This window comes from Variovorax sp. LjRoot290 (genome assembly GCF_964253985.1).
Lineage (GTDB): Bacteria > Pseudomonadota > Gammaproteobacteria > Burkholderiales > Burkholderiaceae_C > Variovorax.
In genome coordinates this window covers 2,446,737-2,471,194 of record NZ_CAXURW020000001.1, presented here as the reverse complement: position 1 = coordinate 2,471,194, position 24,458 = coordinate 2,446,737, and the positions used below count along the sequence as shown (strand labels likewise).

General features: G+C 67.0%; 20 protein-coding genes and 2 tRNA genes. 9 read left to right on the top strand and 13 right to left on the bottom strand.

Features of this window, described 5'->3' with window-relative positions; translation table 11 throughout:
- Positions 1 to 47: 47 nt before the first annotated feature.
- Together tsf and rpsB are read right to left on the bottom strand one after the other, a co-directional pair.
- Complete coding sequence (tsf, locus tag ACSQ9A_RS12400) at positions 48 to 971, bottom strand: translation elongation factor Ts (protein WP_436303858.1); 924 nt, start codon at positions 969 to 971, stop codon at positions 48 to 50.
- A 112-nt stretch (positions 972 to 1,083) separates the two neighbouring features.
- Positions 1,084 to 1,839: a 30S ribosomal protein S2 gene (gene rpsB / locus ACSQ9A_RS12395; RefSeq protein WP_436292547.1), complete on the bottom strand. Its 756-nt coding sequence runs from the start codon at positions 1,837 to 1,839 to the stop codon at positions 1,084 to 1,086.
- A 183-nt stretch (positions 1,840 to 2,022) separates the two neighbouring features.
- Between rpsB and ACSQ9A_RS12390 the strand changes: the two genes are divergently transcribed.
- Genes ACSQ9A_RS12390 through ACSQ9A_RS12380 form a run of 3 tightly spaced genes read left to right on the top strand, consistent with a single transcriptional unit; the run spans position 2,023 to position 6,133 of the window.
- Positions 2,023 to 3,354 carry an amidase gene (locus ACSQ9A_RS12390; protein WP_436303857.1) on the top strand — a complete coding sequence of 444 codons (1,332 nt, stop codon included), beginning with the start codon at positions 2,023 to 2,025 and terminating at the stop codon, positions 3,352 to 3,354.
- A gap of 54 nt (positions 3,355 to 3,408) precedes the next feature.
- Complete coding sequence (locus ACSQ9A_RS12385; protein WP_436303856.1) at positions 3,409 to 4,665, top strand: D-amino acid dehydrogenase; 1,257 nt, start codon at positions 3,409 to 3,411, stop codon at positions 4,663 to 4,665.
- Between the two features lie 19 nt (positions 4,666 to 4,684).
- On the top strand, positions 4,685 to 6,133 hold the full coding sequence (locus tag ACSQ9A_RS12380; RefSeq protein WP_436303854.1) for an NAD(P)H-hydrate dehydratase: 1,449 nt from the start codon (positions 4,685 to 4,687) through the stop codon (positions 6,131 to 6,133).
- A gap of 6 nt (positions 6,134 to 6,139) precedes the next feature.
- Here ACSQ9A_RS12380 and ACSQ9A_RS12375 read toward each other — a convergent pair whose 3' ends face one another.
- Together ACSQ9A_RS12375 and rnr are read right to left on the bottom strand one after the other, a co-directional pair.
- Positions 6,140 to 6,901 carry an SDR family oxidoreductase gene (locus tag ACSQ9A_RS12375; RefSeq protein WP_093109242.1) on the bottom strand — a complete coding sequence of 254 codons (762 nt, stop codon included), beginning with the start codon at positions 6,899 to 6,901 and terminating at the stop codon, positions 6,140 to 6,142.
- A 13-nt stretch (positions 6,902 to 6,914) separates the two neighbouring features.
- Positions 6,915 to 9,170, bottom strand: a complete 2,256-nt coding sequence (gene rnr / locus ACSQ9A_RS12370) for a ribonuclease R (RefSeq protein WP_170855681.1) — start codon at positions 9,168 to 9,170, stop codon at positions 6,915 to 6,917.
- 92 nt (positions 9,171 to 9,262) lie between these two features.
- Between rnr and ACSQ9A_RS12365 the strand changes: the two genes are divergently transcribed.
- Positions 9,263 to 9,347, top strand: a tRNA-Leu gene (locus ACSQ9A_RS12365).
- Positions 9,348 to 9,429: 82 nt separating this feature from the next.
- Here the strand turns inward: ACSQ9A_RS12365 and rimO are convergent.
- From rimO to ACSQ9A_RS12340, 5 genes are all read right to left on the bottom strand, one after another.
- Positions 9,430 to 10,836 carry a 30S ribosomal protein S12 methylthiotransferase RimO gene (rimO, locus tag ACSQ9A_RS12360; protein ID WP_436303853.1) on the bottom strand — a complete coding sequence of 469 codons (1,407 nt, stop codon included), beginning with the start codon at positions 10,834 to 10,836 and terminating at the stop codon, positions 9,430 to 9,432.
- 39 nt (positions 10,837 to 10,875) lie between these two features.
- Positions 10,876 to 11,412, bottom strand: coding sequence for a polyhydroxyalkanoate synthesis repressor PhaR (gene phaR, locus ACSQ9A_RS12355; protein WP_436303852.1), 537 nt, complete (start codon positions 11,410 to 11,412; stop codon positions 10,876 to 10,878).
- Between the two features lie 95 nt (positions 11,413 to 11,507).
- Positions 11,508 to 11,876, bottom strand: a complete 369-nt coding sequence (locus ACSQ9A_RS12350) for a hypothetical protein (protein ID WP_093109239.1) — start codon at positions 11,874 to 11,876, stop codon at positions 11,508 to 11,510.
- 179 nt (positions 11,877 to 12,055) lie between these two features.
- Positions 12,056 to 12,132, bottom strand: a tRNA-Val gene (locus ACSQ9A_RS12345).
- 51 nt (positions 12,133 to 12,183) lie between these two features.
- Positions 12,184 to 14,415 carry a RelA/SpoT family protein gene (locus ACSQ9A_RS12340; RefSeq protein WP_436292542.1) on the bottom strand — a complete coding sequence of 744 codons (2,232 nt, stop codon included), beginning with the start codon at positions 14,413 to 14,415 and terminating at the stop codon, positions 12,184 to 12,186.
- 115 nt (positions 14,416 to 14,530) lie between these two features.
- Between ACSQ9A_RS12340 and ACSQ9A_RS12335 the strand changes: the two genes are divergently transcribed.
- On the top strand, positions 14,531 to 15,301 hold the full coding sequence (locus ACSQ9A_RS12335; protein ID WP_436303851.1) for a 3-hydroxybutyrate dehydrogenase: 771 nt from the start codon (positions 14,531 to 14,533) through the stop codon (positions 15,299 to 15,301).
- Between the two features lie 92 nt (positions 15,302 to 15,393).
- Here the strand turns inward: ACSQ9A_RS12335 and ACSQ9A_RS12330 are convergent, their stop codons facing one another.
- Both ACSQ9A_RS12330 and ACSQ9A_RS12325 read right to left on the bottom strand, forming a co-directional pair.
- The gene (locus tag ACSQ9A_RS12330; RefSeq protein ID WP_436292554.1) at positions 15,394 to 16,065 is read right to left on the bottom strand and encodes an SIMPL domain-containing protein; all 672 of its coding nucleotides are present in this window, start codon (positions 16,063 to 16,065) and stop codon (positions 15,394 to 15,396) included.
- Between the two features lie 104 nt (positions 16,066 to 16,169).
- A complete protein-coding gene (locus ACSQ9A_RS12325) occupies positions 16,170 to 16,514 on the bottom strand; it encodes a hypothetical protein (RefSeq protein ID WP_436303850.1) in 345 nt (114 codons plus the stop codon).
- 171 nt (positions 16,515 to 16,685) lie between these two features.
- Here ACSQ9A_RS12325 and ompR point away from each other — a divergent pair, with 171 nt between their 5' ends.
- Both ompR and ACSQ9A_RS12315 read left to right on the top strand, forming a co-directional pair.
- Entirely contained in the window at positions 16,686 to 17,417 is a 732-nt protein-coding gene (gene ompR, locus ACSQ9A_RS12320) for an osmolarity response regulator transcription factor OmpR (protein WP_028250078.1), read from the top strand.
- An 82-nt stretch (positions 17,418 to 17,499) separates the two neighbouring features.
- Entirely contained in the window at positions 17,500 to 18,915 is a 1,416-nt protein-coding gene (locus ACSQ9A_RS12315; RefSeq protein ID WP_093109265.1) for a sensor histidine kinase, read from the top strand.
- Here the strand turns inward: ACSQ9A_RS12315 and ispF are convergent.
- Complete coding sequence (gene ispF, locus ACSQ9A_RS12310; protein ID WP_093109235.1) at positions 18,906 to 19,391, bottom strand: 2-C-methyl-D-erythritol 2,4-cyclodiphosphate synthase; 486 nt, start codon at positions 19,389 to 19,391, stop codon at positions 18,906 to 18,908. The two genes, ACSQ9A_RS12315 and ispF, sit on opposite strands and share 10 nt — an antisense overlap.
- Positions 19,388 to 20,101: a 2-C-methyl-D-erythritol 4-phosphate cytidylyltransferase gene (ispD, locus tag ACSQ9A_RS12305; protein WP_093109234.1), complete on the bottom strand. Its 714-nt coding sequence runs from the start codon at positions 20,099 to 20,101 to the stop codon at positions 19,388 to 19,390. The genes ispF and ispD overlap by 4 nt, the downstream gene beginning before the upstream one ends.
- Before the next feature lie 102 nt (positions 20,102 to 20,203).
- Here ispD and mfd point away from each other — a divergent pair, with 102 nt between their 5' ends.
- Together mfd and serB are read left to right on the top strand one after the other, a co-directional pair.
- A complete protein-coding gene (gene mfd, locus ACSQ9A_RS12300; RefSeq protein ID WP_436303849.1) occupies positions 20,204 to 23,734 on the top strand; it encodes a transcription-repair coupling factor in 3,531 nt (1,176 codons plus the stop codon).
- Entirely contained in the window at positions 23,731 to 24,444 is a 714-nt protein-coding gene (gene serB, locus ACSQ9A_RS12295; protein WP_436303848.1) for a phosphoserine phosphatase SerB, read from the top strand. The genes mfd and serB overlap by 4 nt, the downstream gene beginning before the upstream one ends.
- Positions 24,445 to 24,458: the final 14 nt, after the last annotated feature.

Below are 24,458 nucleotides of genomic sequence, written 5' to 3'. Positions count from 1 at the left end.
CGAAAAAGCGGCAGCGCGCGGTGCGCGCCGTCGCCTGGGGGCGGCACTCAGGCTGCCGCTTTGGCCGCAGCGACCTGCGCCGCCACTTCGGCCGCGAAGTCGTCGACCTTCTTCTCGATGCCTTCGCCGACCACATAGAGCGTGAAGCCCTTGATCGAGGTGTTCGCCGCCTTGAGCATCTGCTCCACGGTCTGCTTGTCGTTCTTCACGAAAGCCTGGTTGTGCAGCGAGACTTCCTTCAGGTACTTCTGAACCCCGCCTTCGATGCGCTTGGTCACGATGTCGGCCGGCTGCGGCTTCTTGCCTTCGGCTTCGGCGGCCTTGCGGTCTTCCTCGGCCTTGCCGGCGGCGACCGCGCGCTCTTTCTCGATCAGATCGGCCGGCACGTCGGCGCTGGAGATGGCCACCGGCTTCATCGCGGCGATGTGCATCGCAACGTCCTTGGCCGAGGTGTCGTCGCCCTCGAACTCGACCATCACGCCGATGCGCGTGCCGTGCAGGTACGAGGCCAGCTTGCCGTTGCCGGCGAAGCGCTTGAAGCGGCGGAAGCTCATGTTCTCGCCGATCTTGCCGACCAGGCCCTTGCGCACGTCTTCCAGCGTCGGGCCGAAGCCGTCCTGCTCGTAGGGCAGCGCACCCAGCGCAGCCAGGTCGGCCGGGTTGTGCTTGGCGACCAGCATCGCCGCGGCATTGGCCAAGGCCAGGAAGCTGTCGTTCTTGGTGACGAAGTCGGTTTCGCAGTTGATCTCGATCATGGCGCCGGCGTCGCCTTCGACGAAAGCCGTGACCACGCCTTCGGCGGTGATGCGGCCCGAGGCCTTGCCGGCCTTGTTGCCGAGCTTGATGCGCAGCAGCTCTTCGGCCTTGTCCATGTTGCCGTCGGCCTCGGTCAGCGCCTTCTTGCACTCCATCATCGGGGCGTCGGTCTTTGCGCGCAGTTCGCCGACCATGCTTGCGGTGATTGTTGCCATGTCGTTTCTCCGTTCGGTTTGTCAGTTGCGGCGGCCCGCACCGGGCGCCGCGAAAATCAAGTTAAAAAAAAGGGGCAACAAAGCCCCTTCTTCAGGCTCGGGCGAGCGCCGATCAGGCGGAAGCGCCCTCTTCGACTTCGACGAATTCATCGCCGCTGCCTTCGGCCACGGCCTTCACCACGTCGCTGACCGCGCTGGCGCGGCCTTCGATGATCGCGTCGGCGATGCCGCGGGCGTACAGCGTGACGGCCTTGGACGAGTCGTCATTGCCCGGGATCACGTAGTCGATGCCTTCAGGCGAGTGGTTGGAATCGACCACGCCGATCAGCGGGATGCCGAGCTTCTTGGCTTCGGCCACGGCGATCTTGTGGAAGCCCACGTCGATCACGAAGATGGCGTCGGGGAGCGCAGCCATGTCCTGGATGCCGCCGATGTCCTTCTCGAGCTTCTCGATCTCGCGGGTGAAGGTGAGCTGTTCTTTCTTGCTCAGGCTGTCGAGGCCGGCTTCCTGCTGGGCCTTCATGTCCTTCAGGCGCTTGATCGAGGTCTTGACGGTCTTGAAGTTGGTCAGCATGCCGCCGAGCCAGCGGGTGTCGACAAAGGGCACGCCGGCGCGGCGCGCTTCGGCCGCCACGATCTCGCGGGCCTGGCGCTTGGTGCCGACCATCAGGATGGTGCCGCGGTTGGCGGTGAGCTGTTTGGCGTACTTCATCGCTTCCTGGAACATCGGAAGCGACTTTTCCAGGTTGATGATGTGAATCTTGTTGCGATGGCCGAAGATGTACGGGGCCATCTTGGGGTTCCAGAAGCGCGTTTGGTGACCGAAATGGACACCGGCTTCCAGCATTTCGCGCATGGTCGTCGACATAGAAATAACTCCAAAGGTTGGGTCTAAAATCCAGCCCGTTTTGCGCTCCTCCGAAAGAGGCTCACAACACCTTGAATGGACTGGTTTGCGGATGCATCTCGCCTCGGGAAAATGCCCATGGCGAAACCCAAAGAGTATAGCACGCACCTTCCCATCGCCCTCTCTCTGTAGCCACCCTCACCCATGCGCCCTGACCTGCACGCCACCCGCCTCGCCCTGCTGGCGGGCGCTTCCGATGCGCGCACCGAAATGGAGCATTCGATTGCGCAGGCCCAGTCTCCGGGCTGCCGGCACGTTTTCACGCGCACCCTGTTCGACGAGGCGCGCCACGCCGCCGCGTCCGCGAGCCCGCAGCAACGCCTGGCCGGCCTGGCCTTTTCCGTCAAGGACTTGTTCGACCTGGCTGGCCAGCCGACGCCGGCCGGTTCGATCGTGCTGTCCCATGCGGCGGCAGCCAAGGCGGATGCCCCCGCGGTCGCGCGCCTGCGCGCCGCCGGCGGCGCACTCGTCGGCCGAACCAACATGACCGAGTTCGCCTTCTCGGGCGTGGGCATCAATCCGCACCATGGCACGCCCGCCAACGCGAGCGATGCCGCCACGCCGCGTATTCCAGGCGGCTCGTCCTCGGGAGCGGCGGTTTCGGTGGCGAGCGGCGCGGTCTTCATCGGGCTGGGCTCCGACACCGGCGGCTCGATCCGCATCCCGGCCGCGCTCAACGGCATCGTCGGCTTCAAGAACACGGCGCGGCTGGTGCCGGCAGACGGCGCCCTGCCGCTGTCGACCACGCTCGACACCGTCTGCGCCATGACGCGCTCGGTGCGAGATGCGATCACCGCGCATGAGATCCTCGCCGCCCGGCGCGTCACCGCCGGCACGGCACCGCTGTCCGCCTACCGGCTGGCGGTGGTCAAGGATCTCTTCTTCGACGAGATCGAGCCCGCGGTGGCAAGCGCCTTCGAACGGGCGCTCCGGACGCTGCGCGCAGCCGGCGCCCGCATCGACGAGATCGCGCTGCCCGAGCTGGCCGATCTGCGCTCGATCAACGCCACCGGCGGCTTCTCTGCGGCCGAAGCCTATGCCTGGCACCGCCTGCTGCTGGAGCGCAGCGGCGCCGGCTACGACCCTCGGGTGGCGCAGCGCATCCTCAAGGGCGCGACCATGAAGGCGCACGAGTACATCGACCTGGTCCACGCGCGCCGGGACTGGATCGCCCGCATGGAACGGGCGCTCGCGCCCTTCGACGCACTGCTCTCGCCCACCGTGCCGATCACCGCGCCGGCCATCGCCAGCGTGGCGCCCGGCGAAGAACGCGACGAGGCCTTTTTCCGCATCAACGCGCTGCTGCTGCGCAACCCGTCGGTCGTCAACATGCTCGACGGCTGTGCGATCTCGCTGCCTTGCCACGTCGAGGGCGAACTGCCCGTCGGCCTCATGCTTTGGCATGGCGCCCTACACGACGACGCGCTGCTCGCGATCGCGTTGCAGACCGAACGCGAGTTACAACAGCAGCACTAGCGGCCGCGCGCCTCGCAGGCAGGCACCGGCACATACTTCACCGCAAAGAATCGAATGAAAATCGCGATCGTGGGCGCCGGAATCATCGGCGTCACCACAGCCTGGGAGCTGGCGTCGGACGGGCACGAAGTGGTCGTGTTCGAGCGCCGCGGCGCCGCCGCGGAGGAATCCAGTTTTGCCAATGCCGGCGTAGTCGCACCCGGCTATGTCACGCCCTGGGCCGGCCCGGGCATGCGCGGCAAGGTGCTTCGCTCGCTGCTCTCCACGCACGGCGCCATCAAGCTGCGCTGGCCGCTGTCGCGGCGCGACCTGTCCTGGATGGCGCACTGGCAGCGCGCCTGCAAGCTCGAAACCTACTTGAGCAACCGCGCGCGCATGCAGCGCCTGGCCTTCTACAGTCGCACGCGGCTGCACGAGATCACCGAGGCCCGCGAGCTCAGCTACGAGCGCGCCGACGGCTACCTGGTGCTGCTGCGTTCCAAGCGCGAGAAGAAGCTCGTGCAGGCCGGCCTGGAGGTGCTGCGCGCGGCGGGCAGCAGCTTCCGCGAGGTGGATGCGGACGAGGCCCGCAAGATCGAGCCCGCGCTCAGCGCCGACACCCCGCTCGCCGGCGCCATTCACCTGCCCGAGGACGAGGTCGCCAATTGCCGGCAGTTCGCACTGCTGCTCAAGTGGGAGGCCGAGGCGCTGGGCGCCCAGTTTCATTTCAACTGCGACCTCGCGCCGCTGAAGCGCGCGGCGCCGACCGAGCTCTCGCTGGCGAGCGGCTCGGAGGGCCATCGCTTCGACGCGGTCGTGGTGTGCGCCGGCGTGGCTTCGGCCAACCTGCTGCGGCCGCTGGGCCTGCGCATTCCGCTCGCGCCGGTCTACGGCCATTCGATCAGCGCCAACATCCGCGAACCGCTCAACGCTCCGCGCAGCGCCGTGATGGACGAGCGCTACAAGGTGGCGATCTCCCGCCTCGGCCTGCGCGTGCGGGTGGCCGGAAGCGCCGAACTCGGCGGTTCGCTCGACGCGATGCACCCCACCGCACTGCAGACGCTCTACAAGGTGCTGCAGGACTGGTTTCCGGGTGCCGTCACCCTGCAGGCCGGCGTCCAGCAATGGAAAGGGGCACGGCCGATGCTGCCGGACGGTCCGCCCATCATCGGCCCGAGCGGTATACCCGGCGTGTGGCTCAATCTCGGCCATGGTTCGAGCGGCTGGGCCTTGTCGTGCGGCAGCGCGCGCGTTCTGGCGGACGTGATGGGCGGCCGGGACGCTGGTGTCGACCTCGAAGGCTTGGGTATCGAACGCCTGCTGCAACACTGAAGGCGAAGCGTCCACGGCCATGCAGCGCATTACCGCCGCCACCACCGCCGACTTGTTCGACGTCGCCGCCTCGCGCCGGATCGAACAAGCGGCCGCGGCTGTGCTGCCGCCGCACACGCTGATGCAGCGCGCGGGGTTGGCGGTCGCACGCCTGGCCATGGCGATGGCGCCCGACGCGCGCACGATCTGGGTCGCCTGCGGGCCTGGCAACAACGGCGGCGATGGCTTCGAAGCGGCAGCGCAGCTGCAGCAACGCGGCTTCACGGCGGTCGTTACACGGATCGGCGACGACAGCCGGCTGCCGGCCGACGCGCGCGCTTCGCTGCAACGTGCGCGCGATGCCGGCGTGCGCTTCGCGGATGCGCCGCCGCAGCACGCCGAGCTCGCCATCGATGCGCTGCTGGGGATCGGGGCCGCGCGCCCGCCCAAAGGCTTGATGGCCGACTGGCTGCGGCGCATGCACACCGGCCCCGCGGCCGTGCTCAGCGTCGATACGCCCTCGGGCCTGAATGCAGACACCGGCATGCTGTCGATGGATTTCCCCGTGCCTTCCACTGCCGTCCGGCGCGCCTGCCTGAGCCTGCTGACGCTCAAGCCCGGCCCCTTCACGGCCCAGGGTCGCGATGCAGCCGGCGATGTGTGGTTCGACGACCTGGGCATCGCGCCGGCTGCCGAGCGCGCCACCGCCCGCTTGGCCGGCGCGCCGCCCGAACAGCCGCGACGGCACGCTTCACACAAGGGAAGCTACGGCGACGTGGCGGTGATCGGCGGCGCGCCCGGCATGGCCGGTGCCGCACTGCTGGCGGCGTCCGCAGCCCTGAATGCCGGCGCCGGACGCGTGTTCGTCGCCCCACTCGACACCCAGCTCGCCATGCTCGACGCCGTGCAGCCCGAGCTGATGTTCCGGCGTCCTGAAGCGCTGGACTTGAGCGCCATGACGGTCGTTTGCGGCTGCGGCGGCGGCTCGGCGGTACGCGATCTTCTAGCGCGAGTGATGGAGACGGCCCATGCGCTGGTGCTCGATGCCGACGCGCTCAATGCCATCGCAGTCGAAGACGCCTTGCAGACCCTGCTCATTGCACGCACGCAGGCAGCCCGTGCGACGGTGCTCACGCCGCATCCTCTGGAGGCCGCGCGACTGTTGAATGTGAACGCGATCGAGGTGCAAGGCGACCGACTGCGTGCAGCGCATCGGCTCGTGGAGCGCTTCGGCGCGACGGTCGTCCTCAAGGGCTCGGGCACGGTCGTGGCCGCAGCGGGCATCACGCCCGTGATCAACACCACCGGCAATGCCCGGCTCGCCACCGCGGGCACGGGCGACGTGCTGGCCGGCATGATCGGCGCCGCGCTGGCTGCCGGTCGGCCGGCGATGGCCGCGGCCTGCGAGGCGGTATGGCGGCACGGCCACATCGCCGATCGACGGCCTGCCGAAAGCCCCCTCACCGCCAGCGCACTGGCGCGCGGTTGAGCGCGTCTATCCGCGCCCCACGAAGGGCATCTTGGTAGCCATCACCGTGTGGAACAGCACGTTGGCCTCCAAGGGCAGGTTCGCCATGTAGAGCACCGACTGGCCGACGATGGACACGTCCATCACCGGCTCGATCGCGATCTCGCCGTTGGCCTGCGGAACGCCCTTGGCCATGCGCGCGGCCAGCTCGGTCAGCGCATTGCCGACATCGATCTGTCCGACCGCGATGTCGTGCTTGCGCCCGTCGAGCGATGCCGTCTTGGTGAGGCCTTCCACCGCGTGCTTGGTCGCGGTATAGGCGATCGAGTTGGGCCGCGGCGAGGTGGCGGAGATCGAGCCGTTGTTGATGATGCGGCCGCCCCGCGGCGTCTGTGCCTTCATCGTGCGGAAGGCCTGCTGGATGCAATAGAACATCCCATTCAGGTTGATGTCGACCACGCCTCGCCACTGCTCCGGCGTCCAGTCCTCGAAGGGGCCGGGCGGATTGCCGACGCCCGCGTTGTTGAACAGCAGGTCGACGCGGCCGAAGCGCTCCACCGCGGCAGCGAACAAGGCCTGCACCGACTCCGGATTGGCCACGTCGGTAGGCACCGGGAACGCGCGCGCGCCGGCGCCAGAAGCATCGGCCACATCCTCAAGCGGCTCGAGCCGGCGGCCGGCCAGCACCACGCTCCAGCCGTCGGCCAGCAACGCGAGTGCGGCGGCGCGGCCGATGCCGGTGCCTGCGCCCGTGACGACCGCGATGCGGTTCTTCTTCTCTGTGCTCATCTTCGTTTCTCCTTCAGCGGCGCGGCTTGCGCCCTTTCATCTTGTTGGCCGCCTTCTTGACGGCCGACCGGAAGGCCTGCATGGCCGATTGCGGCGCGGCTGCAGCGACCCGGTCGCCGCGTTCGACGGCGGCCTCGGGCTTCTTGCTGCGCGCACTGCGCTTGGCCGATGCCTTGGCCGGCACGCCGCCGGTGGCGACGCCCTTGTCCTTCATGGCACGCGTGCCCAACTCCTCGCCTTCGCGCACCAGGCGGAAATCGATCTTGCGGCCGTCGAGATCGACGCGGCTCACCTGCACCCGCACCCGCGTGCCGATCGCATAGCGGATGCCCGTGCGCTCGCCGCGCAATTCCTGCCTCTGCTCGTCGAACTTGAAGTATTCGCCGCCGAGTTCGGTGATGTGAACCAGGCCTTCGACGTACATTGCGTCGAGCGTGACGAAGATGCCGAAGGTGGTGGCCGCCGTGACCACGCCGCCGTATTCCTCGCCGAGGTGTTCGCGCATGTACTTGCACTTGAGCCAGGCTTCCACGTCGCGGCTGGCTTCGTCGGCGCGCCGCTCGTTGGCGCTGCAGTGCAGGCCCGCAGCTTCCCACGCCAACACCTCCTTGCTGGGCGCCACAGTGGCCTTCTGCGGTTTGGCCGTGGGCGCCTTCACGCGCAACGCCAGCCGCTTGGCGAGCTTGGCATGCGCCTCGCCCGGCGTCGGCAGCATCGGCAGCTGGTACTTGGTCTTGCCGAGGATGGCCTTGATCACGCGATGCACCAGCAGATCGGGATAACGCCGGATCGGGCTCGTGAAGTGCGTGTAGGCCTCGTAGGCCAAACCGAAATGGCCGCTGTTGATTGGCGTGTAGATGGCCTGCTGCATCGAACGCAGCAGCATGGTGTGGATCTGCTGCGCGTCAGGACGCTCCTTCGTCGCCTCGGCGATGGCCTGGAACTCGCCGGGCTTCGGATCGTCCGTGATCGAAAGCCCGACGCCCATCGCCTTCAGGTAGCCGCGCAGGATCTCCTTCTTCTCGGGGGTGGGTCCTTCGTGCACGCGGTACAGGCCCGGATGCTTGCCTTCGGCGATGAAGTCCGCGCTGCAGACATTGGCGGCCAGCATGGCCTCCTCGATCAGGCGGTGCGCTTCGTTGCGCGTGCGCGGCACGATCTTCTCGATGCGGCCGGCATCGTCGCAAATGATCTGCGTCTCGGTGGTCTCGAAGTCGACCGCGCCGCGCTTCGAACGCTGGTTGAGCAGCGCGCGATAGACGTCGTGCAGGTTCAGCAGGTCCTTCACGCGATCCTTGCGCTTCGCCGCTTCCGGGCCGCGCGTGTTGCCGAGGATGGCGGCCACCTCGGTGTAGGTGAAGCGCGCATGGCTCCACATCACCGCCGGGTAGAACTGATAGGCGTAGATCTCGCCGTCGGCCGCGACCAGCATGTCGCAGACCATGCACAGGCGCTCGACCTCGGGGTTGAGCGAGCACAGCCCGTTCGACAGCTTCTCGGGCAGCATCGGGATCACGCGGCGCGGGAAGTAGACGCTGGTGGCGCGGTCGTAGGCATCGATGTCGATCGCGGAGCCGGTCTGCACATAGGAACTGACATCGGCGATCGCGACCAGCAGGCGCCAGCCCTTGCCGCGGCCCACCTTGGCCGGCTCGCAGTACACCGCATCGTCGAAGTCGCGCGCATCCTCGCCGTCGATGGTGACCAGGGGCACGTCGGTCAGGTCGATGCGGCCCTTCTTGTCGGCCGCTCGCACCTTGTCGGGCAACGCCTTGGCTTCGGCCAGGCAGGCTTCGGAAAACTCGTGCGGCACGCCGTACTTGCGCACCGCGATCTCGATCTCCATGCCGGGGTCGTCGATCTCGCCCAGCACTTCCTTCACGCGGCCGACGGGTTGGCCGAACAACGCCGGCGGCTCGGTCAGTTGCACGACAACCACCTGGCCGACCTTGGCCGTGCCGGTGGCGCCCTTGGGAATCAGAACGTCCTGACCGTAGCGCTTGTCTTCCGGCGCGACGAGCCAGATGCCGCCTTCATGCAGCAGGCGCCCGATGATCGGCTGCTCGGGCCGCTCGATGATCTCGACCACGCGCCCCTCGGGACGACCGCGGCGGTCCTGGCGCACGACGCGCGCCTTGACGCGGTCCTTGTGCAGCACCGCGCGCATCTCGTTGGGGGGCAGATAGATGTCGGCTTCGCCGTCGTCGCGCTGCACAAAACCGTGTCCATCGCGATGGCCTTGCACCGTGCCTTCAACCTCGTCCAGCAGTCCGCTGGGGTGGCTTAAATTTTTGATATGATCTCTCTCTTTCCTGAAATTCAAAACCTGTTGCGAAGGACTAGTTCCCAAGCAGCATGTGGGCCCAGATGGCGGAATTGGTAGACGCACTAGTTTCAGGTACTAGCGAGTAACATCGTGGAGGTTCGAGTCCTCTTCTGGGCACCAAGTTTAGATAATCCCTCTCGGGGTTCCTCGATTCAAGCCACCGGTTTCCGGTGGCTTTTTTCTTGTCCGTCTGCGGCATCTATTAGACAGGCAGCGCGATCAGGTCGTGGCCCTCGGCGCCGACGATGCGGGCCCGGGTGAATTCGCCGACCTTCAAGGTCTTGCTGATCTTCTCGGGCGGCAGCAGCCGCACGATGCCGTCGATCTCGGGCGCGTCGGCGTAGCTCCGACCCACGCCACCTTTGCGCCCCATGCCGGGCGCCGAATCCACCAGCACCTGCATCGTCGCGCCGATGCGCCTTTGCAGCTTCGCGATCGACACCGCTTCGGCCACTTCCATGAAGCGTGCACGCCGTGCCTCGCGCTCGGCCTCGGGCAGCATGCCCGGAATCTCGTTGGCGGCTGCGCCCTGCACCGGGCTGTAGGCAAAGCAGCCGGCGCGGTCGATCTCCGCCTCGCGGATGAAGGCGAGCAGGTGCTCGAACTCCTTTTCCGTCTCGCCGGGAAAGCCCGCGATGAAGGTGCTGCGGATCACGAGCTCGGGACACACCTCGCGCCAGCGCGCGATGCGCTCCAGGTTCTTCTCGCCGCTCGCGGGCCGCTTCATGCGCTTGAGCACGTCGGGATGGCTGTGCTGCAGCGGCACGTCGAGGTAGGGCAGCACCTGGCCGCTCGCCATCAGCGGGATGACTTCGTCGACGCTGGGATACGGATACACATAGTGCAGGCGCACCCAGGCGCCATAGGGCTCGGCGATTTCGCCCAAGGTACGCACCAGTTCGAGCATGCGCGTCTTGACCGGCTTGCCGTCCCAGAAGCCGGTACGGTACTTCACGTCCACGCCATAGGCCGAGGTGTCCTGGCTGATCACCAGCAGTTCCTTGACGCCGCCTTCGAACAACGCCTTGGCTTCGCCCAACACGTCGCCGACCGGCCGCGAGACGAGATCGCCGCGCATCGAGGGAATGATGCAGAAGGTACAGCGGTGATTGCAGCCCTCGCTGATCTTCAGGTATGCATAGTGCCTCGGCGTCAGCTTCAGCCCTGCGATGCCAAAGGCCTGCGGCACCAAGTCGACAAAGGGGTCGTGCGGCTTCGGCAGATTCGCGTGCACCGCATCCATCACCTCCTGCGTCGCATGCGGGCCGGTGACGGCCAGCACACTGGGATGCATTTGGCGCACCAGGTTGCCGCCCTCCTCGCCCGTCTTGGCGCCCAGGCATCCCGTCACGATCACGCGGCCGTTGCCGGCCAGCGCCTCGCCGATGGTGTCGAGGCTCTCCTTGACCGCGTCGTCGATGAAGCCGCAGGTGTTGACGATCACGAGGTCGGCGCCCTCGAAAGTCTTGGAGGTCTGATAGCCCTCGGCGCTCAGTTGGGTGAGGATCAGTTCGGAATCGGTCAGCGCCTTGGGGCAGCCGAGGCTCACGAAGCCGACTTTGGGGGCGGCCGGCGCGGCAATTCGTTCAGGGGAGGCAACTTCGCTCATATCCCCCTATTGTCCCAGCTATCGGGCTCCGCGCCCGATCTAGGGCCGCTTGATGCCAAAGGCGCCCAGAACCTGCTCCGTGTTCTTCTGCATCTGGTCCTGCATCTGCAGGAACACGTGCTTCGATTGTTCGACGTAACTGCCCATCAGGCCCTGCAGCATCGGGGACTGCATGGTCATGAACCGGGCCCACATCTCGGGCGTCAGGTTCTGCGCCTTTTCGGCCAATTGCGCCTGCACCTCCGTCATGGCCTGGATGTTCTTCTCGAGATAGGGGCCCATGTAGCTCTGCATGGCCTGGCCGTAGAAGCGGATGATGTTGGCCAGCACCTGTTCGGTGAACATCGGCGCGCCGCCGGCCTCTTCTTCGAGAATGATCTGCAAGAGGATGCTGCGCGTGAGGTCGTCGCCGCTCTTGGCGTCGCGCACCACGAAGGGCGCCTTGTCCATCACCAGTTGCTTGACTTCGGCGAGCGTGATGTAGGTGGAGGTTTCCGTGTCGTAGAGCCTTCGGTTCGGATACTTCTTGATCACCCGCTGTACCGGTTTGGCACCGGCGGATTTCTTGCTCTGCACTACGGACTCCTTCAAGTTTTCACGCCAGGGGCGCGCGAACAAATTCTAGGGAGCGGTTTTGCTGCACCGCGCCAAGGTTTACCCTGACGGGAGCGTCAGTCCAGCGAAGTGGTGTATTCCGCGCCGCACACCTTGCAGACGGCCGATTCGGGGCGCTCTTCGTTACTTTCGCGAAAGTGCAAGGGGCTCTTGACGCCGTTGAAAACCCAGCAACGCGGGCAATGCTCCTGGCCGGCCAGCGGCAGATAGCCTCGGGCCCGCTGTTCGGCACGCTCCCGCGTGACCGGAGCGCCCTGCCGCACCGTGCGCGCGACGTCTTCCGCAGCCATGGTGCCGGCCCGGCCGTTGGCGCGATCGTTGAGTCCGTAGACCACGCGTGCGAATTCGAGCGGAGCCTGCCGCAACAGAGCGGCGAGACGAAGCTCCTCGAGTGCCGGGTCGCTCTCAGCCGCTGGCGTGTTCATCGGTTCCCTGAGTCAAGTGCTTTGGAGATGGCGGACGGCCAAGTTACCACAACTGACGGCGTATCCGCCAGTCGACGAAGGCAGTAGGCCTTGCGTTGAGGACGCAGGAAACCGGGGGATGCGAGACCTGGAAGCGCAGGCAGCCGTTGGTTGAGCGGATGCTGCGATCAGGGAAAAATTGGTAGGCGCGATTGGACTCGAACCAACGACCCCCACCATGTCAAGGTGGTGCTCTAACCAGCTGAGCTACGCGCCTAAGGATGTGTCCGAGAAGCCGAGATTGTAGCAGGCCGCGAGGCCGCTTTTTTCAGCGACGACGGGCAGAACGCACACCGGCCACCGCGGCCACCACGTTGAGCACCTGTGCGAGCCGCGCGGCATCGGCGATCTCGATCGTGAAAGTCATCCATGCGGTGCCCTTGACGGACTGGGTCTGCACGCCGATCACGTTCATCTTCTCGCGCGCGAACACATCGGAAATATCGCGCAGCAAGCCCTGGCGATCAGCGGCTTCGACCGCCACGTCGACCGCGTAGACCGAGCCCGCATCGGCCTTCTGCTCGCCCCACTCGACATCGATCACGCGCTCGGCATCGCGCATGGCCATCATGCGGAAGCTGCTGCAGTCCGCACGGTGGATGCTGACGCCGTGGCCTCGAGTCACGAAGCCGCGGATCGCATCGGGCGGCGCCGGCTTGCAGCACTTGGCAAGCTGCGTCATCAGCGAGGAGACGCCGACCACCAGCACGCCGCCCTTGCCCGCGTTGCCACCGGCGCGTGCCTTCTTGATGATCACACCGTCGTCCGGACCGGGCGCGGGCTCCGGAGGACGCAGCAGCATCTCGATGTTGCGCAGCGAGAACTCGTCCTTGCCCACCACTTCGAACAGGTTGTCGGCCGACTTGAAGCCCAGCTGCGAAGCGAGGTCGTCGAGCTTCAGCGCGGTCTTGCCTTCGCGCTGCAGTACCTTCTCGACCGCCTCGCGGCCGCGCGCCACCGTCTCGTGCGTGATCTGCGCGTTGAACCAGGCCCGCACCTTTGCGCGTGCGCGATGGCTCGCGAGGTAGCCCAGCTCCGCATTGAGCCAGTCGCGCGAGGGGCCGCCTTCCTTGGCCGCGATGATCTCCACCGTCTGCCCGTTCTGCAGCGGCGTGTTGAGCGGCACCATCGCGCCGTCGACGCGCGCGCCGCGGCAGCGGTGGCCCAGGCTCGTGTGCACCGTGTAGGCGAAGTCGACCGCTGTCGCGCCCTGTGGCAATTCGACGATCGCCGCGTCGGGCGTCAGCACGTAGATGCGGTCGTCGAACAGGCCCTGCCCCTGCGAGCCACCGGACAGGTCGCGCTCCCAGGCCAGCAGTTGGCGCAGCACCGCGATCTTGGCGTCGTACTCGCCGCTCGCCCAGACGCCGGCATAGCCCTTGTGGCCCGCTTCCTTGTAGGCCCAGTGCGCAGCCACGCCGTGCTCGGCGTGGTCGTGCATCTCCTCGGTGCGGATCTGGATCTCGATCGGCTTGCCGGCCTGGCCGTCGACCACTTCGCGCACCACCGTGTGCAACGACTGGTAGCCGTTGGGCTTGGGCCGCGCGATGTAGTCGTCGAACTCCTCGTCGATCGGCTGGAAGTGCGAATGCACCCAGGCCAGCGCCGCATAGCAATCCTTGACGTCCGCCACCACCACGCGCAGCGCCATGATGTCGAAGACCTGCGCGAAGTCGAGCGACTTGCCGCGCATCTTCTTCACGATGCTGTAGATGTTCTTCGGCCGGCCCTGCACGGTCGCCTTGACGCCCTCCTCGGCCAGCTCCCGTTCGAGGCGCGCACGCAACTGTTCGACGTAGCCTTCGCGCTCGACGCGCTTCTCGTCGAGCAGCCGCGCGATGACCTTGTAGGTCTCGGGCTCGAGAAAACGGAAGGACAGGTCCTCGATCTCCCACTTGACCTGCCAGATGCCGAGCCGGTTCGCGAGCGGCGCGAATACCTGCAGGGATTCGCGCGCCACGCCTTCCGGCACGGGCTGCTTGACTGAAGCCGCGTGGCGCAGCGTCTGCAGGCGCGAAGCCAGCCGCAGCATCACGACCCGCAGATCACGAGAGAACGCAAGCAGCATCTTGCGCACGTTCTCCGTCTGCGTGCCCGCGCCATCCGCCAGGTGCGCGCTGGCCGTCGCCGAACGCGCCTGCTTCTGCACATGCACGAGCTTGGTGGTTTCCACCGCGAGCGCCGCGAAGTTGTCGCCGAACACCTTGGCGATCACTTCCTGCGGCCGGTTCAGGTGCTGGCACGAGTAGACCAGGTAGCTGGCCGCCTGCATCGCCTCCGATCCGCCCATGGCCGCGACGATCGCGGCCACCGCATCGGCATGCGCGAGCGTGTTCTCGCCGGTGTCCAGCGTTTCGTCGGCGATCAGCGGCTCGGCGAAGGCGCGTGCGCGCGCGAGCATGTTCTCGACCACCGGCGTGCGATCGGCCGTCGCTGCCGACAGCGGATAGTCGACCACCGCGGAGCCGGACAACGAGAGATTGGGCTGTTCGCGCTTCACTCGGTCGCTCCCTCCCGGGCAGCGTATTGGAGAGCAGGCTCGATCATGAAACAGAAGAAGTCGCGATGAAGATAATTGTCTCGTTGCATCCTAATTCATCCGGAGATTGACCATCATGCTCAAAGGCAAAACCGCGCTTGTCACGGGGTCCACCAGTGGCATCGGCCTCGGTATCGCGAAGGCGCTGGCGCAACAGGGCGCCAACATCGTGCTCAACGGTTTCGGCGATGCCGACAAGCCCAAGGCCGAGGTCGAAGCGCTCGGCGTGAGGGTCGCCTATCACGGCGCCGACATGAGCCAGCCGGCACAGATCGAAGAGATGATGAAGTTCGCGGCTGAAAAGTTCGGCCGCGTCGACATCCTCGTCAATAACGCCGGCATCCAGCACGTCGCGAAGGTCGAGGACTTCCCGGTGGAGCGCTGGGATGCCGTGATCGCGATCAACCTTACAAGCGCCTTCCACACCACCCGCCTCGCCGTGCCCGCCATGCGCGAAGCCAACTGGGGCCGCATCATCAACATCGCCTCGGCGCACGGTCTCGTGGCCTCGGCCCAGAAATCCGCATACGTGGCCGCCAAGCACGGCATCGTCGGCCTCACCAAGGCCGTGGCGCTCGAAACCGCGACCACCGGCATCACGAGCAATGCGATCTGCCCGGGCTGGGTGCTGACGCCGCTGGTTCAGAAGCAGATCGACGACCGTTCTGCGCGCGAAGGCATTTCGGTCACGCAGGCGCAGAACGATCTGCTGGGCGAAAAGCAGCCTTCGCTGCAGTTCACCACGGTGGAACAACTGGGCGGGCTCGCGGTATTTCTTTGCTCGCCCGCTGCCGACCAGGTGCGCGGCGTCGCGTGGCAAGTCGACGGCGGCTGGACCGCGCAGTAGTACAGCCCCCGGCATTTCATTCCGCTTCGCTGCGTGTAACTCCACCCCGAGGGGGAGGCTCGGCCGCCTTGGGGCGGCCCGGCGGCGGCCGACTATTTCAACTGCACCGAGCCCGAAACGTTGACGACGACGCTGGTCTTGCCGGCCTCGACCGGCACCGCCGCGTCGTAGTTCATCTTCGACGAAGCCTCCACGGCCATCATGCGCGGCCGGATCGGCCCGCCCTGATTGGCGTTGACCGACACTTCGCGCAAGGTGTAGCCGCCGAAGCCGAAGCCCTTGGCCAACTCGCCGGCCTTCTGCTTGAAGTTCTCGATCGCGATCGTTTGCGCCTCGGCCTCCACCTTGGCGCGCTGCTCGCGGCTCAGGCCGAAACCGATGCCGCCCACCGTGAGCGTGGAGACGCGACCCGCGGTCTGCGTGATGCGCGGAAAGTCCTTGCCTTCCAGCACCAGCTCGGTGGTGCCCTGCCAGCCGGTGATCTTGCCGTCGCGCGTGTAGCGCGGCACGAGGCTGAAATTGCCGGTGCGCACATCGAGCTGGCCGGGTTGCGCATTCTTGCGCGCCTCCGCCAGCGCCGCGTCGAGCGCAGTCTTCAGCTGTGCCTGCACCGTTGCGGCGTCGGCCGCATCGCGCGTGGTGCTGAGCGTCATGCTCAGCAGGTCCTGCTGCACTTCGACCGTTCCCGTGGCCGACAGCTGCAGCACGTTCTGCGGCGGCGCCCAGGGCGCGCTCTGGGCCAAGGCGGCGCCGGCGCTCGTCATCAACACGGCACACGCCGCGATCCGTCTGACATTCTTATTGTTCAAAGCAAGAGAACCCGAGTGGAGAAAAAGAGAAAAAGCGTCGCGCCCCCGAGGGGCGCCGCTCACGGGCGCTGGCTGCGCGGCGCCACCCTGCCGGCCGACGAGGGCGTGGGCGCCATCCGCTCAGCCGGCTGCGATTCTGCCGAGTGGACGATCTCCTGTCGCGGCGTCCATTGCTGGCGCACCTGCTGCCGCAACTCGGCCAGTTCGGCGGCGGTCAGGCGGCGTCCGGCCGCCGCTTCCTGACGCCGCACCTCCTCGCGCTTGGCGGCCCGGTGAGCCTCCACCGCATCACGCACCTCGTTGCGCCGCAGGTCGCTCACCCGCAGGAATCCCCAGGGTTCGGCCGCGGCGGGAACCGAAAGGCAGGCGAGCAAGACAGACAACGGGAGAACAGTCGATTTCATGATGCTGAGTCGGGGACCAAAGTCACTGTGCCACCGCCGGGCATGGCATAGATATCTGGAAGGCGAGCGCCCGCAAGTTTTGTAACTTAGTGTCAAAGCATTGTGAAAAGCGGCTCAATGGGGTCTCAACGGCTTCAGAATTGGCGTTGTTACAAATTCAGCGTTGTAGAAATGAATCAAGCTCCCGCCCGCACAGACAAGATCGTCATCGTCGACGACGACGCCCGCATCCGCGACCTGCTGCGCCGCTACCTGACCCAGGAGGGTTTCGAGGTCATCGTTGCGGAAGACGGCAAGGCCCTCAACCGCATACTTTTGCGCGACACGGTCGACCTGATCGTGCTCGATCTGATGATGCCCGGCGAGGACGGCCTCTCGGTCTGCCGCCGCCTTCGCGCCGCCAACGACCGCACCCCGATCATCATGCTGACCGCCAAGGGCGAGGACGTGGACCGCATCGTCGGCCTCGAGGTCGGCGCCGACGACTACCTCGGCAAGCCCTTCAATCCGCGCGAACTGCTGGCACGCGTGCATGCGGTGCTGCGCCGCCGGCCGCCGCTCGAGGCGCCTGGCGCGCCCTCGACCGACAACGAAACCGTGAATTTCGGCCCCTTCAGCTTCGACCTCGGCTCGCGCACGCTCAAGAAGGACGGCGAGGAACTCTCGCTGACCACCGGCGAGTTCGCCATGCTCAAGGCGCTGGTGCGGCATCCGCGGCAGCCGCTGTCGCGCGAAAAACTGGCCCAGCTGGCGCGCGGCCGCGAGTTCGAACCCTTCGACCGCAGCCTGGACGTGCAGATCTCGCGCCTGCGCAAGCTGGTCGAATCCGATGCCGCGGCGCCGCGCTACATCCAGACGGTATGGGGCGTCGGCTACGTGTTCGTGCCGGACGGCACGACCTGAAGCGCTGACGCTCGTGGCCGCCACCATCGGCCCCAAGACGACACAGCCGAGCCCTTTCGGCGAAGACGGTCCCCAGGTCACCTTGCCGAGCCCGCTGGAGGGCCTTGGCCAGTCCAGGCGCCGCCCCAGGCTGCAGCTCGGCCTCAGCCTCTTCTGGCGCACCTTCTTCCTGCTGGTGCTGCTCCTGATCGGCTGCACGGTCGCCTGGCTGCAGACCTTCCGCGCGCTCGAGTACGAGCCGCGCGCCATCCAGACCGCGCACCAGATCGCCTCGCTGGTGAACCTGACGCGGGCGGCGCTGGTGTATTCCGACGCCATCACGCGCGTGTCGCTGATCAAGACCCTGGCCGACCAGGAAGGCGTGCGCATCCTGCCGCGCGAGCCGAACGACCGTTTCGTCCCCTACACCACCGGCGCGCTCGACCAGCGCGTGACCGAAGAGCTGATCGACCGGCTCGGCGAAGGCACGACGGTGGCCAGCCGCGTCAACGACGAGCCCGGCCTCTGGATCGGCTTCACCATCGAGAGCGACATGTACTGGCTGCTGCTCGATCCCACGCGCTTCACGCGGCTGGGCGGGCGCACCTGGCTGGTCTGGCTGGTCACGACGATGATGCTGTCGCTGGCCGGCGCGGCGCTGATCACGCGCCTCATCAACCTGCCGCTCAAGCAGCTGTCGCGAGCCACGATGCAGGTGCGCGAGGGCGAATACGAGGCGCACCGGCTCGACGAACGCGCGCGCACCAACGAAATCCGGGCGGTCAACGTCGGCTTCAACCGCATGGCCGACCAGCTCGCCAAGATCGAGCAGGACCGCGCCGTGATGCTAGCCGGCATCTCGCACGACCTGCGCACGCCGCTGGCGCGCCTTCGACTCGAAACCGAGATGAGCGTGACCGACGAGGACGCGCGCGACCACATGGCGGCCGACATCGCGCAGCTCGATGCCATCATCGACAAGTTCCTCGACTACGCGCGCCCCGACCACGTCGACTTCAAGCCGGTGCTGCTGCGCGACGTGATCGATGCCTGTACCTACGCGGTGCAGGACCACGAGGACATCCGCATCACGGTGGACGTGCCGGCCGACCTGCGCGTGATGGCCGACGAGGTCGAGCTCCAGCGCGTGATCTCGAACCTGATCGAGAACGCGCGGCGCTACGGCAAGACACCGTCCACCGGCGTCGCCGATGTCGCGATCCAGGCGCAAGCGCACAACGACGCCGTGCTCATCAAGGTGCGCGACCACGGCGCCGGCGTCGCGCCCGCCCTGCTGTCGCAGCTGAGCAAGCCCTTCTTCCGCGGCGACGTGGCACGCACCTCGGCTGCGGGCGCCGGACTGGGCCTGTCGATCGTGACAAAAAACATCGAGCGCATGGGCGGTACCTTCGCGCTGACCAGCACGCCGGGCCGCGGCCTCGCGGCCCACATCCGCATGCCGCGAGCCGCTGCGGTCAAGCCCGAAGCCTCGGCCGCGGCCAACAACCCTCAGCGGTGAAGCAGCGCGACGGCGCGCGCTTCCATCGCCCGGCCTTCACCCACCGGCCCGAGCTTCTCGGCGGTCTTCGCCTTGACATTGACCTGGTCGACCGAGATCTCGAGCGCGGCGGCGATGCGCGCGCACATGGCCGGGATGTGCGGCGCGAGCTTGGGCGCCTGCGCGATCACGGTGCTGTCGACGTTGCCGATCTGCCAGCCCGCCGCACGCACGCGGCGCGCGGCCTCGGCCAGCAGCGTGGCGGAATCGGCGCCGCGGAACTGCGGATCGGTGTCGGGAAAGTGCCGGCCGATGTCGCCGAGCCCAGCCGCGCCGAGCAGCGCATCGGTGATCGCGTGCAGCAGCACGTCGGCATCCGAATGGCCGAGCAGGCCGGTGCTGTGGGGTACCTCGACGCCGCCCAGGATCAGCTTGCGGCCTGCCACCAGCTGGTGGACGTCCCAGCCCTCGCCGACGCGAACATTGAAAGCAGTCATGGTTTTACTGAGCGCCGGCTGTGCAGAAGCGCCTCGGCCAGCGCGAAGTCCTCGGCATAGGTCAGCTTGAAATTCTGCGCGCTGCCCGGCACGAGGAGCGGCGTGAGCCCGACCGCCTCGATGGCGCCGGCCTCGTCGGTCACCGCATCGCCGGCGCGCTCCAGCGCATCGAGCAGCATGCCGATGCGGAACATCTGCGGCGTCTGGGCCAGCCACTTGTCGGCGCGGGTCAGGGTGCTCGCCACGCGGCCCTCGGGCGAAGCGACCTTGAGCGTGTCCGGCAGGCGGTGCGCCAGCAGGCCACCGACGGCGTCGTGTTCGCAGGCCGCAATCAGGGCCTCGATCTGCGTCGGCGTGACCAGACAGCGCGCGGCATCGTGCACCAACACCCAGTCGTGCGGGCCGGCGCCGAGCTGGCGCAAGGCCATGAGGCCATTGCGCACGGTGGCGGCGCGTGTCGCGCCGCCCACATGCAGCAGATGTTCTCCCTCGGCCGGGAAACGCGGCAGCGCCGCAGAAACCTCGCGATCTTCGGGCGACACCACCAGCGCAATGCCCGCAAAGCGCCCCGCAAGCGCGCGGAAGGCATCGAGGGTGTGGCGCACCATCGGCCGGCCGGCGATGCGCTGGTACTGCTTGGGGCCCGTGCCGCCCGCACGGCTGCCGGAGCCCGCACAGGGGATCAACACGAAAAGACGGGAAGCGATCATGGGGTCCGCCAACCTGCAACGGCAAAAAGGCAGCCATTCTAGAATCGGCCTTCACACCCCTCGCCGGCCGGCGCGGGGTGTTCTGCATTTCTCCAACACTTCATGGACCTCCCCCAACTCACCGCAGGCAAGCGCTTCACGCTGCCGCGCCCCCCGCTTTCGGCCGATGCGCTGCTGCTGGCACAACTGGCCGAACGCGAGAAGGCGGCAGGCCGCGCCACCGCCGTCTTCACCGCCGACGCAAACGACGCGCAGCGCCTGATCGACGAAATCGCCTTCTTCGCGCCCGAGTTGCGCTGCGCCCTCTTCCCGGACTGGGAGACGCTGCCCTACGACAACTTCTCGCCGCACCAGGACCTGATCAGCGAACGGCTCGCCACCCTCTGGCGCATCAGCCAGAAAGAGGCCGACGTGGTGCTGGTGCCCGCGACCACGGCGCTCTACCGGCTGGCGCCGCCCGCCTTCCTGGCCGGCTACACCTTCCATTTCAAGAGCGGGCAGAAGCTCGAGGAGTCCAAGCTAAAGGCCCAGCTCACGCTGGCCGGCTACAGCCACGTGACGCAGGTCGTGAGCCCCGGCGAGTACGCGGTGCGCGGCGGGCTGATCGACCTGTTCCCGATGGGTTCGCCAATGCCCTTCCGCGTCGACCTGTTCGACGACGAGATCGACTCGATCCGCAACTTCGACCCCGACACCCAGCGCAGCCTCTACCCGGTGCCCGAGGTGCGCCTGCTCCCGGGCCGCGAGTTCCCGATGGACGACGATGCCCGCGCGCGCTTTCGCAGCCGTTGGCGCGAACTGCTCGAGGGCGACCCGACGCGCAGCCGCATCTACAAGGACATGGGCAACGGCGTCGCCACTGCCGGCATCGAGTACTACCTGCCGCTCTTTTTCGAAGAGACCGCAACGGTGTTCGACTACCTCGGCGCAGACACCACGGTGGTGCTGCACGGCGAACTCGAACCCGCCTTTCAGCATTTCTGGCAGGACACAGGCGAGCGCTACCGGCTGGTGCGCGGCGATCCGGAACGGCCGGCGCTGCCACCGGAGGCGCTGTTCCTCAATGCGGAGCAGTTCTATCAACGGGCGAAACCGCTGGCGCAGCTGGCGATCAGATCCACCACCGTTCGCCCTGAGCTTGTCGAAGGGCTCGCCCCGGCTTCGACAAGCTCAGCCCGAACGGACTATGTCGAATTCGACCACTTGCCGCCCTTCGCCGTCGTCCGCGGCGCCGACGACCCGCTGGTCAAGCTCAAGGAGCACATCCGCACGACGCCGCACCGCGTGCTGCTGATCGCCGAGAGCGACGGCCGGCGCGAGAGCCTGCTCGACTTCCTGCGCGCCAGCGGCGTGAGCCCGCCCGCTTTCGACTCACTGGCCGAGTTCGAATCCTCGCCCGACGAGAAGATCGGCATCGCGACCGGAGCGCTGGTCGCCGGCTTCGCCTGGCGCGAACAGGGCATCGACTTCGTCACCGAGACCGAGCTCTTCGCCACCGCGCCGGCCACCCGTCGCCGCAACAAGAAGCAGGAGCAGGTCAGCGACGTCGAGGCGCTGATCAAGGACCTGAGCGAGCTCGCGATCGGCGACCCGGTGGTGCATTCGGCCCATGGCATCGGGCGCTACCGCGGCCTGATGCACATGGACCTGGGCCAGGGCACCGACGCCGACGGCAAGCCGCTGCTGCAGGAGATGCTGCACCTGGAGTACGCCGACAAGGCCACGCTCTACGTGCCGGTCTCGCAGCTGCACCTGATCAGCCGCTACACCGGCGTCAGCGCGGAAGAAGCGCCGCTGCACAAGCTGGGCTCCGGCCAATGGGAAAAGGCCAAGCGCAAGGCCGCCGAGCAGGTGCGCGACTCCGCCGCCGAGCTGCTCAACATCTACGCCCGCCGTGCGGCGCGCGAAGGCCATGCCTTCCGTTTCTCGGCCGCCGACTACGAGGTGTTCGCGAACGACTTCGGCTTCGACGAAACCGCCGACCAGAAGGCCGCCATCCATGCGGTCATCCACGACATGATCTCGCCGCAGCCGATGGACCGGCTGGTCTGCGGCGACGTCGGCTTCGGCAAGACCGAGGTCGCATTGCGCGCCGCCTTCATCGCGGTCACCGGCGGCAAGCAGGTCGCCTTCCTCGCGCCCACCACGCTGCTCGCCGAGCAGCACTACCAGACGCTGATGGACCGCTTCGCCAAGTGGCCGGTCAAGGTGGCCGAGATGAGCCGCTTCCGCTCGACCAAGGAGATCAATGCGGCCGCCAAGGGCCTGGCCGACGGCAGCGTGGACATCGTGATCGGCACGCACAAGCTGCTCTCGCAATCGGTCAAGTTCAAGAACCTGGGCCTCTTGATCATCGACGAGGAACACCGCTTCGGCGTGCGGCACAAGGAGGCGATGAAGGCCATGCGCGCCGAGGTCGACGTGCTCACGCTCACGGCCACGCCGATCCCACGCACGCTGGGCATGGCGCTCGAGGGCCTGCGAGACCTCAGCGTGATCGCCACCGCGCCGCAGCGGCGGCTCGCGATCAAGACCTTCGTTCGCAACGAGGGCACGGGCGTGATCCGCGAGGCCGTGCTGCGCGAGCTCAAGCGCGGCGGGCAGGTCTACTTCCTGCACAACGAGGTCGAGACTATCGAGAACCGGCGCCAGAAGCTCGAACAGATCCTGCCCGAGGCGCGCATCGCCGTCGCCCACGGCCAGATGCCCGAGCGCGAACTGGAGCGCGTGATGCGCGACTTCGTGGCCCAGCGCTACAACCTGCTCTTGTGCTCGACCATCATCGAGACCGGCATCGACGTGCCGAGCGCCAACACCATCGTGATGAGCCGCGCCGACAAGTTCGGCCTGGCCCAGCTGCACCAGCTGCGCGGCCGGGTCGGCCGCAGCCATCACCAGGCCTACGCCTACCTGATGGTGCCCGACACCGAGGGCCTCACCAAGCAGGCGGCGCAGCGCCTCGACGCCATCCAGCAGATGGAAGAGCTCGGCTCCGGCTTCTATCTCGCGATGCACGACCTCGAGATCCGCGGTGCCGGCGAAGTGCTGGGCGAGAACCAGAGCGGCAACATGATGGAGATCGGCTTCCAGCTCTACAACGAGATGCTGGCCGAAGCGGTTCGCTCGCTCAAGGCCGGCCAGGAGCCCGACCTGCTCGCGCCGCTGTCGGTGATCACCGAGATCAACCTGCATGCGCCCGCGCTGCTGCCCGAGGACTACTGCGGCGACGTCCACCTGCGCCTATCCTTCTACAAGAAGCTCGCGACCGCGAAGACCTCCGACCAGATCGACACGCTGCTGGAAGAAATCGTCGACCGCTTCGGCAAACTGCCGCCGCAGGCGCAGACGCTGATCGACGTGCACCGGCTGCGCGTGCTGGCGCGGCCCTACGGCGTGGTCAAGGTCGACGCCGCGCCGGGCGTGATCCACATCACCTTCAAGAAGGACCCGCCGATCGACTCCATGAACATCATCGCCCTGATCCAGAAGAACAAGCACATCAAGCTCGCAGGCAACGAAAAGCTGCGCATCGAACGCGAGCTCAAGGAGCCCAAGGACCGTGCTCAGATGGTGCGCGACGTGCTGCGCAGCCTCGGACAACCCAAAACACAACAGGAAGCGGCAGTCGCATGAGCGCCATCAAGGAAATCTCCCCCGGCCTCCTCGTGCGCGGCATCACGCTGCCGCTCGCGCTGGCCGACTTCAAGCTGATCGCCTTCGACATGGACTCGACGCTGATCAACATCGAGTGCATCGACGAGATCGCCGATGCGGTGGGCAAGAAGGCCGAGGTCGCGGCCATCACCGAGGCCACGATGCGTGGCGAGATCAAGGACTTCAAGGAGAGCCTGCGTCGCCGCGTCGCACTGCTGCAAGGCGTGCCGGTCGATGCGCTGCAACAGGTGTACGACCAGCGCCTGCAGCTCAACCCCGGCGCAGCCGAGCTGGTCGCAGCCTGCAAGGCGGCGGGCCTCAGGGTGCTGCTGGTCTCAGGCGGCTTCACCTTCTTCGCCAACCGCGTGAAGGACCGGCTGGGCATCGACTTCGCGCGTTCCAACCTGCTCGACGAGGCCGACGGCAAGCTCACCGGTCGCGTGGTGATGCAGTCCTGGGGCGACATCTGCGACGGCGCCGAGAAGCGCCGCACGCTGCTCGAAGTCGCCTCCCTGCTCGGCATCTCGCCGGGCGAGGCCATCGCCGTGGGCGACGGCGCCAACGACCTGCCGATGATGGCCGAGGCCGGTCTTTCCGTGGCCTATCACGCCAAGCCCAAGGTGCGCGAGCAGGCCATGGTCGCCATCAACGACGGCGGGCTCGACCGGCTCTTGGAAGTGCTGCGCTGAGGTGCTGCCCGAAA

What these genes read in the sequence shown, in the direction of transcription:
- rimO (WP_436303853.1), bottom strand. Translation starts at nt 10,836, where the DNA reads ATGAGCGAAGTTGCCTCCCCTGAACGAATTGCCGCGCCGGCCGCCCCC.
- ispD (WP_093109234.1), bottom strand. Translation starts at nt 20,101, where the DNA reads ATGATCGCTTCCCGTCTTTTCGTGTTGATCCCCTGTGCGGGCTCCGGC.
- tsf (WP_436303858.1), bottom strand. Translation starts at nt 971, where the DNA reads ATGGCAACAATCACCGCAAGCATGGTCGGCGAACTGCGCGCAAAGACC.
- ispF (WP_093109235.1), bottom strand. Translation starts at nt 19,391, where the DNA reads ATGACTGCTTTCAATGTTCGCGTCGGCGAGGGCTGGGACGTCCACCAG.
- ACSQ9A_RS12350 (WP_093109239.1), bottom strand. Translation starts at nt 11,876, where the DNA reads ATGAACACGCCAGCGGCTGAGAGCGACCCGGCACTCGAGGAGCTTCGT.
- ACSQ9A_RS12385 (WP_436303856.1), top strand. Translation starts at nt 3,409, where the DNA reads ATGAAAATCGCGATCGTGGGCGCCGGAATCATCGGCGTCACCACAGCC.
- ACSQ9A_RS12335 (WP_436303851.1), top strand. Translation starts at nt 14,531, where the DNA reads ATGCTCAAAGGCAAAACCGCGCTTGTCACGGGGTCCACCAGTGGCATC.
- ompR (WP_028250078.1), top strand. Translation starts at nt 16,686, where the DNA reads ATGAATCAAGCTCCCGCCCGCACAGACAAGATCGTCATCGTCGACGAC.
- ACSQ9A_RS12380 (WP_436303854.1), top strand. Translation starts at nt 4,685, where the DNA reads ATGCAGCGCATTACCGCCGCCACCACCGCCGACTTGTTCGACGTCGCC.
- ACSQ9A_RS12390 (WP_436303857.1), top strand. Translation starts at nt 2,023, where the DNA reads ATGCGCCCTGACCTGCACGCCACCCGCCTCGCCCTGCTGGCGGGCGCT.
- ACSQ9A_RS12375 (WP_093109242.1), bottom strand. Translation starts at nt 6,901, where the DNA reads ATGAGCACAGAGAAGAAGAACCGCATCGCGGTCGTCACGGGCGCAGGC.
- rpsB (WP_436292547.1), bottom strand. Translation starts at nt 1,839, where the DNA reads ATGTCGACGACCATGCGCGAAATGCTGGAAGCCGGTGTCCATTTCGGT.
- serB (WP_436303848.1), top strand. Translation starts at nt 23,731, where the DNA reads ATGAGCGCCATCAAGGAAATCTCCCCCGGCCTCCTCGTGCGCGGCATC.
- ACSQ9A_RS12325 (WP_436303850.1), bottom strand. Translation starts at nt 16,514, where the DNA reads ATGAAATCGACTGTTCTCCCGTTGTCTGTCTTGCTCGCCTGCCTTTCG.
- ACSQ9A_RS12330 (WP_436292554.1), bottom strand. Translation starts at nt 16,065, where the DNA reads ATGACGAGCGCCGGCGCCGCCTTGGCCCAGAGCGCGCCCTGGGCGCCG.
- mfd (WP_436303849.1), top strand. Translation starts at nt 20,204, where the DNA reads ATGGACCTCCCCCAACTCACCGCAGGCAAGCGCTTCACGCTGCCGCGC.